This is a genomic window from Microvirga tunisiensis (assembly GCF_009296175.1).
Taxonomy (GTDB): domain Bacteria; phylum Pseudomonadota; class Alphaproteobacteria; order Rhizobiales; family Beijerinckiaceae; genus Microvirga; species Microvirga tunisiensis.
On the sequence record NZ_VOSK01000021.1, the window covers coordinates 45404 to 53506 of the forward strand.

9 protein-coding genes are annotated in these 8103 nt (G+C 63.9%); 6 read left to right on the plus strand and 3 right to left on the minus strand.

What is annotated here, in order from left to right; all coding sequences use genetic code 11:
- Positions 1–8: 8 nt before the first annotated feature.
- Positions 9–596 carry an imidazoleglycerol-phosphate dehydratase HisB gene (hisB, locus tag FS320_RS08875; protein WP_152710949.1) on the minus strand — a complete coding sequence of 196 codons (588 nt, stop codon included), beginning with the start codon at positions 594–596 and terminating at the stop codon, positions 9–11.
- A gap of 181 nt (positions 597–777) precedes the next feature.
- Between hisB and hslV the strand changes: the two genes are divergently transcribed.
- The 4 genes from hslV to FS320_RS08895 all read left to right on the plus strand — a co-directional run bounded on the left by hslV (position 778) and on the right by FS320_RS08895 (position 4154).
- The gene (gene hslV, locus FS320_RS08880; RefSeq protein ID WP_152710951.1) at positions 778–1308 is read left to right on the plus strand and encodes an ATP-dependent protease subunit HslV; all 531 of its coding nucleotides are present in this window, start codon (positions 778–780) and stop codon (positions 1306–1308) included.
- Positions 1305–2618: an ATP-dependent protease ATPase subunit HslU gene (gene hslU, locus FS320_RS08885; RefSeq protein WP_152710927.1), complete on the plus strand. Its 1314-nt coding sequence runs from the start codon at positions 1305–1307 to the stop codon at positions 2616–2618. Before hslV ends, hslU begins: the two co-directional genes overlap by 4 nt.
- A 215-nt stretch (positions 2619–2833) precedes the next feature.
- On the plus strand, positions 2834–3604 hold the full coding sequence (locus FS320_RS08890) for an endonuclease III domain-containing protein (RefSeq protein WP_152710929.1): 771 nt from the start codon (positions 2834–2836) through the stop codon (positions 3602–3604).
- 73 nt (positions 3605–3677) lie between these two features.
- Complete coding sequence (locus FS320_RS08895) at positions 3678–4154, plus strand: BA14K family protein (RefSeq protein WP_420846716.1); 477 nt, start codon at positions 3678–3680, stop codon at positions 4152–4154.
- A 55-nt stretch (positions 4155–4209) separates the two neighbouring features.
- On the opposite strand, the gene FS320_RS08900 is transcribed toward FS320_RS08895, so the two are convergent.
- Together FS320_RS08900 and FS320_RS08905 are read right to left on the minus strand one after the other, a co-directional pair.
- Positions 4210–4560: a RidA family protein gene (locus FS320_RS08900; protein WP_152710931.1), complete on the minus strand. Its 351-nt coding sequence runs from the start codon at positions 4558–4560 to the stop codon at positions 4210–4212.
- Positions 4561–4641: 81 nt separating this feature from the next.
- Positions 4642–5256: a pyridoxamine 5'-phosphate oxidase family protein gene (locus FS320_RS08905; protein ID WP_152710933.1), complete on the minus strand. Its 615-nt coding sequence runs from the start codon at positions 5254–5256 to the stop codon at positions 4642–4644.
- A gap of 113 nt (positions 5257–5369) precedes the next feature.
- Between FS320_RS08905 and FS320_RS08910 the strand changes: the two genes are divergently transcribed.
- On the plus strand, positions 5370–7052 hold the full coding sequence (locus tag FS320_RS08910) for an adenylate/guanylate cyclase domain-containing protein (protein WP_152710935.1): 1683 nt from the start codon (positions 5370–5372) through the stop codon (positions 7050–7052).
- A gap of 74 nt (positions 7053–7126) precedes the next feature.
- A complete protein-coding gene (locus tag FS320_RS08915; protein ID WP_152710936.1) occupies positions 7127–7975 on the plus strand; it encodes an AraC family transcriptional regulator in 849 nt (282 codons plus the stop codon).
- Positions 7976–8103 lie beyond the last annotated feature (128 nt).

Below are 8103 nucleotides of genomic sequence, written 5' to 3' on the forward strand. Positions count from 1 at the left end.
GTTTAGAACTAGAGCGTACCCTTGGTGGAGGGAACGCGGCCCTCTTCCCTTGGGTCCAGTGCCACGGCCTGACGCAAGGCCCGTGCCAAGCCCTTGAAGCAACTCTCGGCAATATGGTGGCTGTTCTCGCCGTAGAGCGTTTCCACGTGCAGGGTCAGCCCCGCATTGATGGCAAACGCCTGATAGAACTCACGCACCAGCTCGGTGTCGAAAACGCCGATCTTCTCCGTCGGGAAGGTGGTCCGGAACACCAGGAAGGGGCGGCCCGATATGTCGAGCGCGACGCGCGTCAAGGTCTCATCCATCGGACAATGGATGTCGGCATAGCGCGAGATGCCCTTTTTATCGCCAAGCGCCTGCAGGATAGCCTGACCCAGCGCAATCCCGGTATCCTCGGTCGTATGATGCTGGTCCACATGCAAGTCGCCGGTTACCTTCACGGTCAGGTCGAAGAGACCGTGTCGGGCAAACAGTTCGAGCATATGGTCGAGGAAGCCGACCCCCGTGGAGATTTCGGCCTTGCCGGTGCCGTCCAGGGCAATCGACACGGCGACATCGGTCTCGGCGGTGCGACGGCTAACGCTCGCGGAGCGCATCATCAAAATCCTTTGCGGAACAGGAGACGAGGCCTTCTAGCAAGCCGCGACGAGAAATGCCACCCGCGTTGCTTTTGGCCGATGAATGATTAAGTCAGCCCTGAAATGGCCTTGTGGCCGATGCTGAGTTATTCCCGCCCGCCGGAGTTCTATCCTCGTGTCCGAAGACGCCACCCCCCGCATGCATGCCACCACCATCCTCATGGTCCGGAAAGGAGGCCGCGTCGTCATCGGCGGCGACGGTCAGGTGAGCCTGGGGCAGACCGTCGTGAAGGGCAATGCGCGAAAGGTCCGCCGCCTCGCCAAGGGCGGCGTGATCGGCGGCTTCGCCGGCTCCACGGCCGATGCCTTCACCCTGTTCGAGCGCCTCGAGGCCAAGCTCGAGCAATATCCCGGCCAGCTCACCCGGGCCTGCGTCGAGCTCACCAAGGACTGGCGCACCGACCGGTATCTGCGCCGCCTGGAGGCGATGATGCTCGTCGCCGACAAGGACGTGGGCCTGCTGTTGTCCGGCGCCGGTGACGTGCTGGAGCCGGAAAACGGCATCATGGCCATCGGTTCCGGCGGCAACTACGCCCTCGCTGCCGCGCGCGCCTTGGCTGATTCCGAGATGGATGCGGAAGCCATCGTGCGCCGGTCCCTTGGCATCGCCGCCGAGATCTGCGTCTACACGAACTCGAATATTGTCATTGAGACCTTGGACATCGAATGACCACGTTTTCTCCCCGCGAAATCGTTTCCGAACTCGACCGCTACATCGTCGGCCAGAACGACGCCAAGCGCGCGGTCGCCATTGCGCTGCGCAACCGCTGGCGCAGGCAGCAGCTCGAAGGTAGCTTGCGCGAAGAGGTGGCGCCGAAGAACATTCTCATGATCGGCCCGACCGGCTGCGGCAAGACCGAGATCTCGCGCCGCCTCGCCAAGCTCGCGGGCGCGCCGTTCATCAAGATCGAGGCGACCAAGTTCACGGAGGTCGGCTATGTCGGCCGCGACGTGGAGCAGATCGTGCGGGATCTCGTGGAGATCGGCATCGGTCTCGTGAAGGACGAACGCCGCCGTCAGGTCCAGGCGAAAGCACATGTGGCGGCGGAAGAGCGCGTGCTCGATGCGCTCGTCGGCTCCACGTCCAGCGCCGCGACCCGCGATTCCTTCCGCCGCAAGCTGCGCGCCAACGAACTCGACGACAAGGAGATCGAGGTCGAATTGCAATCGGGCGGAGGGCAGGGCATGCCCATGTTCGATATCCCGGGCATGCCCGGAGCATCGGTGGGCGCGATCAACCTCTCCGATATGTTCGGCAAGGCCTTCGGCGGAGGACGCGCGAAAACTCGCCGCACCACCGTGCGCGAGGCTTATGAGCCGCTGGTGATGGAAGAGGCCGACAAGCTGCTCGACCAGGACGCCATCGTGCAGGAGGCGCTGCGCCAAGTGGAGAACAACGGCATCGTGTTCCTCGACGAGATCGACAAGATCTGCGCCCGGGAAAGCCGTGGCGGAGCCGATGTCTCCCGCGAGGGCGTGCAGCGCGATCTTCTGCCGCTGATCGAAGGCACCACCGTGTCGACGAAATACGGCCCGGTGAAAACGGACCACATCCTGTTCATCGCCTCCGGCGCGTTCCACGTGTCGAAGCCGTCGGATCTGCTGCCCGAACTGCAGGGCCGTCTGCCGATCCGCGTCGAGCTCGCACCGCTGACGGTAGAGGATTTCAAGCGCATCCTGACCGAGACGGAAGCAAGCCTCATCAAGCAGTCGGTAGCGCTGATGCAGACCGAGGGCGTGGGCCTCGTCTTCACGGACGATGCCATCGATGCGCTGGCGCAAGTGGCCGTCGACGTGAACAACTCGGTCGAGAACATCGGCGCACGTCGTCTGCAGACGGTGCTCGAGCGGGTGCTCGACGACGTGTCGTTCACGGCGCCCGACCGTTCGGGCGAGACGGTGACCATCGACGCCGCTTACGTGCGTGGCGAGGTGGAAACGCTGGCGAAGAACACGGACCTGAGCCGGTTTATTTTGTAACTCCACACTGTCATTACTGTCATTCCGGGGCGAGCGAAGCGAGAGCCCGGAATCCATAACCGCTAACGATGCAGGATGGGGCGACGCGGTGTCCGAAGCGCCTTACATGATAGGCGTCGTGTTTATGGATTCCGGGCTCGGCTCTACGAGCCGCCCCGGAATGACAGTGACAGGCGTGCATGGAACCACCCTGCTGATTCGCGACTTGCATCGGGATGAATCCGGACCTGCAGGATCTGAAAGTGAAGGCGCTGATCATCCACCAGCGCCTCTGTGAGGTCTATGGCTGTCCCATTCCGTATTTCCACTCCCTCGATCCTCTGAGCGAGCTGATCTCCTCGCTGCTGTCCCACCGCACACGCAACGCGGATTCGGGCCGCGCCTTCAAGGCGTTGCGAGCACGCTACGGCGATTGGCGCGCCATGATGAACGCGCCGACGGAGGAGGTGGAGGAGACCATCCAAGGCGTGACATGGCCCGAGCAGAAGGCACCACGCCTGCAAGCGGTGCTTCGCGCCATCGAGGAGCGGCATGGCAGCCTCTCGCTCGATTTCCTTAGCGCCATGCCGGTCGCGGAGGCGAGGGCGTGGCTCGAGAGCATTCCGGGAATCGGCCCGAAGACGAGTGCTGCGGTGCTGTCGTTCTCGATGCTGCGGAAGGCGGCTCTGCCCGTCGACAGCCACCATCATCGGGTCGCGCAGCGCACCGGCCTCATTCCGCAATCGGCGGCGGTCGGCCCGTCCCATGCGGCGCTCGCCGGCCTGCTGCCCGAGGACTGGAACGCGCAGCAGGTCTACGACCATCACGAGGTCATGATGCTCCACGGTCAGCGCTGCTGCTTCTTCAAGAGCCCGGCCTGCGGGCGCTGCGCCATTCTCGATCTCTGTCCGACCGGGCAGGGGCGGGTGGCGGGGACGCGGAGTATCGCCATCAAGTCGGAAGGCGCGGTGCAGGATCATCGATCCTCACGTTCCCGCGAGAGATAGCCCGAAATTCCTCGAATACGGAACGAGCTGCGGGTTTTCCGCGTTCGCCTCCCACGATTGAAGGAGTGAACTCATGCGTAAGTTCGTCTTGGCTGTCGCCGCCACGGCAGCCCTTAGTACCCTAGGCTTTGCCGCTCCGGCTTCCGCTGCCGAGACGCGGACCATGCCGATCGATCAGCTTGCTGCCGCAGTGCGGAACGGCGACGTGATGACCGCCTATGTGCAGGATTACTATCGTGGACGCGCCGTTCGGCGTGCTTATCGCGGCGGCGGCCCGCGCTACGTGGAGCGCCGCGGCTACGGTCCGCGCGGCTATTATGGGGGCCGCTATTACGGCAATCGCGGCTATTACCGCCGCGATTACGGCTCGGCCGCCGCAGCGGGCGCCATCGGCTTGGCTACCGGCGCCATCATCGGCGGTGCGATCGCCCAGTCGCAGGCTGCGCCGGCCTATGGTGGCAATGCCTATTGCGCCCAGCGCTTCAAGTCCTACGACCCGGGCTCGGGCACCTATCTCGGCTATGACGGCCTGCGCCATCCCTGCCCGTAACGGTATCGAAGCATGAATGAAAGAAGCGGGCCTCATGGCCCGCTTCTTTTGCGTCTTACTTGGCCGCGATGACGGCGATCTCGACCTTGAAGGCGGGAGTGGCGAGCTTCGCCTCGACGGTGGCGCGGGCCGGGGTGTTGCCGGCCGACACCCAGGCATCCCACACGGCATTCATCTCCTGGAACGTGCCCATGTCGGTGAGCCAGATATTGGCCATCAGGATCTTCGACTTGTCGGTGCCGGCCTCAGCCAGCAGGCTGTCGATGATCGCGAGGATTTCCGTCGTCTGCTCGGTGACGCTTTGCCCGGCGCTCTGGTTGGCGACCTGGCCGGCGAGATAGACCGTGTTGCCGTGAACGACGGCGCCGCTCATCCGCGGGCCGGGCTTGATGCGTTGAATCGTCATGGGATGTCCTTGTGCCTTTTGCAGAACAAGTGGAACCTGCCTTTTCGGGGGCAGGGGACCTCAGGTCAAGCGCATCCTGCGTCAATAGAGGGTTGTCCGCTGCCTTTCCGGCAGTTCCTTGTCGTAAGCTTCGCCGCCCACCTGGTTGTTCGACAAGGCCGCGAGGATCTGGCCGGCGCTCGGCAATGAGCCGCGCGCCACATGCTTCTGCGGATTCCACAGCTCCGAGCGCAGGATCGCGCGGGCGCATTGGAAATACACCGCTTCGACCATGATCGCGATCACCGATTTCGGCGCCTTGCCGTCGATGGCGAAGCTTTCGAGCAGGGTTGGTTCGACCGAAATCCTGGCACGGCCATTGACGCGCAGGGTCTCGCCGATGCCGGGAATCAGGAACAGCAGCGCCACGCTCGGATCGCGCACGATGTTGCGCAGGGAATCGATGCGGTTGTTGCCGCGCCGGTCCGGCAGCAACAGGGTTTTTTCGTCCCGCACGCGCACGAAGCCCGGTCCATCGCCGCGCGGCGAGCAATCGAGCCCCTCCGGCCCCCGGGTGGCCAAGGCTACGAAGGGCGCGGCCTCGATGAAGGCCCCGTATTCGGGCACGACCCGATCCGTCTCCTTCAGCAGCGAGCCCTTGTTGATCTCGCCGTAAACGGCTTCAAGTTCGGAGAGGGTGGTGATTGTGGTGGACATGTCTCGAGGAGCCGGTGCAGGGAACGTGATTTGACAATCGACACCTTGGTGCAACTGCATAGCTGCCGGCAAGCCCGAAAGCCTTTGAGGCTGGTCCGGTGTGAAAGACGCGTATGAATAGTTTTCAAGGCAAACCGACACCTGAGGCAGCGGTCTCCGAGATCCACATCCGGACGCGCGAGATCCGCCTGGTCACGGGCCTCGTGCTTAGTGCCTTTCTCCTCACCCATTTTTCCAACCATGCCCTCGGCCTCGTTTCGGTCGACGCGATGGAGGCCGGACGCACCTGGTTCAACCGCCTGTGGCGAAACCCCATCGGCACCGTGATCCTGTACGGGTCGGTTCTCGTGCATTTCCTGCTGGCGCTGCTGGCGCTCTACCGGCGGCGGACCCTGCGCATGCCCTTTCGCGAGGCGGCGCAGCTGATCCTCGGCCTGAGCCTGCCGTTTCTCCTGATCGGCCACGTGGTCGGAACCCGGATCGAATGGGCCCTGACCGGGCACGATTCCGGCTATCCCGAAGTGGTTCGAAATCTCTGGATCCTCAATCCGGAAATCGGCGCCCGGCAAGCCGCTGCCCTCGTCATCGCCTGGCTGCACGGATGCCTCGGGATCTATTTCTGGCTGCGCCCGAAAACCTGGTTCCCGCGCTCCGCGCTGCTTCTCTACACGGGCGCCGTTCTCGTCCCGGTTCTCGCGCTGCTCGGCTTTGCGGAGGCCGGGAGGGAGATCGCCGAAGCGCCGGAGCAGTTTACCCGGATTCCGGCTCCTCCCACCTCTGACATCCTGCCCATGTTCGGCCCTGGCCTCTATGCCGCCTTCGGAGGACTGATCGTGGCCACGCTGGCCGCCCGTTTTCTCCGCAGGGTGCCCTTATGGTCGCGGCGGGTGCGCGTCTTCTATCCCGGCGACCAGGTCGCCACCGTGCCGCTCGGCTTCAGCGTGCTGGAAGCAAGCCGCAGCGCCGGCATTCCGCACATCTCGGTCTGTGGCGGACGAGGACGCTGCTCCACCTGCCGGGTGAGGGTGCTCGATGGCCATCAGAGGCAACCGCCGCCGAGCGCGCAGGAGCGCGGTACGCTCGCGCGCATCAAGGCCGGTCCCCATGTGAGGCTTGCCTGCCAGTTCAGGCCGTCCCACGACGTGTCGGTCGTGCCGATCCTGTCCACGGGGCGCAACGGCGTGACCTCCCTCGTGCGCAGCGGCAGGGCCCAGGGGCAGGAGCAGGAGATCGCGGTGCTGTTCTGCGATCTGCGCGGCTTCACGAGCCTTGCCGAACGGCGCCTGCCGTTCGATACGGTCTTCATCCTCAACCGCTATTTCGAGGCGGTGGGCGAGTCCGTCGAGGAAGCGGGCGGCTATATCGACAAGTTCATCGGTGACGGTGTGCTCGCCCTCTTCGGCCTCAAGGCCTCGCCGCAGCAGGCGGCGAAACAGGCGCTCGATGCCGCGCTCCGGATCAAGGCGGCGCTCGTGCATCTCAACGAGGAATACGAGAGCGAGTTCGAGCACCCGCTGAAGATCGCCATGGGGCTCCACGCCGGTCCCGCCATCGTCGGGCAGATGGGTTACGGCCAGGCCACGAGCCTGACCGCCGTGGGCGACACCATCAACGCCGCAAGCCGCCTCGAAGGGCTCGCCAAGGAACTCAACGTCGAACTCGTGATCTCCGAGGACCTCGCCTCCCGCGCCGGCCTCGACCTCTCCGACCGCGACCGCCAGATCGTCCAGATCCGCGGCCGCGCGGCGCCCCTGGGGAGCTGGATCATCCCGCAAGCGGACAGCCTCTCTCGCTGACACAAAAGAGCAGGATTTATCAAAGGCGCTCCGCTTAAGGTTGGTTCAACGACCTTGAAGACGGATGCCGCGCAATGGAACAAGCGACTTCTGAAAGCTATGCGAGCCGCCTCACGCGGGTATCCGCCTACATCCACGATCATCTGGACGAGGAACTCAGCCTCGACGTGCTCGCCAGAATCGCATGCCTCTCCCCCTATCACTGGCACCGGATCTACCACGCTCATTTCGGCGAAACGGTTGCGGCCACCGTCCGGCGCTTGCGATTGCAGCGCGCCGCCGCCGATCTCGCCCATACCGACAGGCCGATCCTGAAAGTGGCGGAGCGGGCCGGCTATGACAGCCAGGCGGCGTTTACGCGCGCCTTCTGTGCTGCCTTCGGCCTGCCTCCTGCCAGATATCGCGAGGTCGGCAATCACTCCGTCTTCAAAGCCAGCACGCCACAAGGAGTCCATGTCATGTATGATGTCGGCATCACGACCATTGCTCCAAAGTCCCTGATCGCCGTCGAGCATCGCGGTTCCTACATGGCTATCGGCAAGAGCTTCGACCTGCTCTTCACGACGCTCGCGCACCGCAACCTGATCAGGCCTGACCTGCGCATGGTCGGCGTCTATCTCGACGATCCGACGAGTGTTCCCGAAGCCGAATGGAGGTCGCAGGCCTGTGTCGTCGTGGATGAGCCCATGACTGTCGAAGCACCTCTTTTCAGCACGCACATTCAGGGCGGCGATCATGCAGTGCTGAAATATAAAGGTCCTTACGGGGACATGCGCGCGGCCTATGACTGGCTCTATGGCCAGTGGCTTCCCTCGTCGGGGTGTGACGCCGCCGATGCGCCGGTCTTCGAGCATTATCTCGACAGCCCGCGCGACACGCCGCCGACCGAGCTGCGGACGGACATCTACCTACCGCTGAAGTAAGGTACGCATCCGAGGTGGGCCGCCTTGTAGGAATTGTCGGATTTGGCACTGACTGTCCTTATTGACGTCAAAAAGGACAGTGCGGCTATGGATCGAGTTGAGATTGTCGATACGGGTCGGCGTCGTCG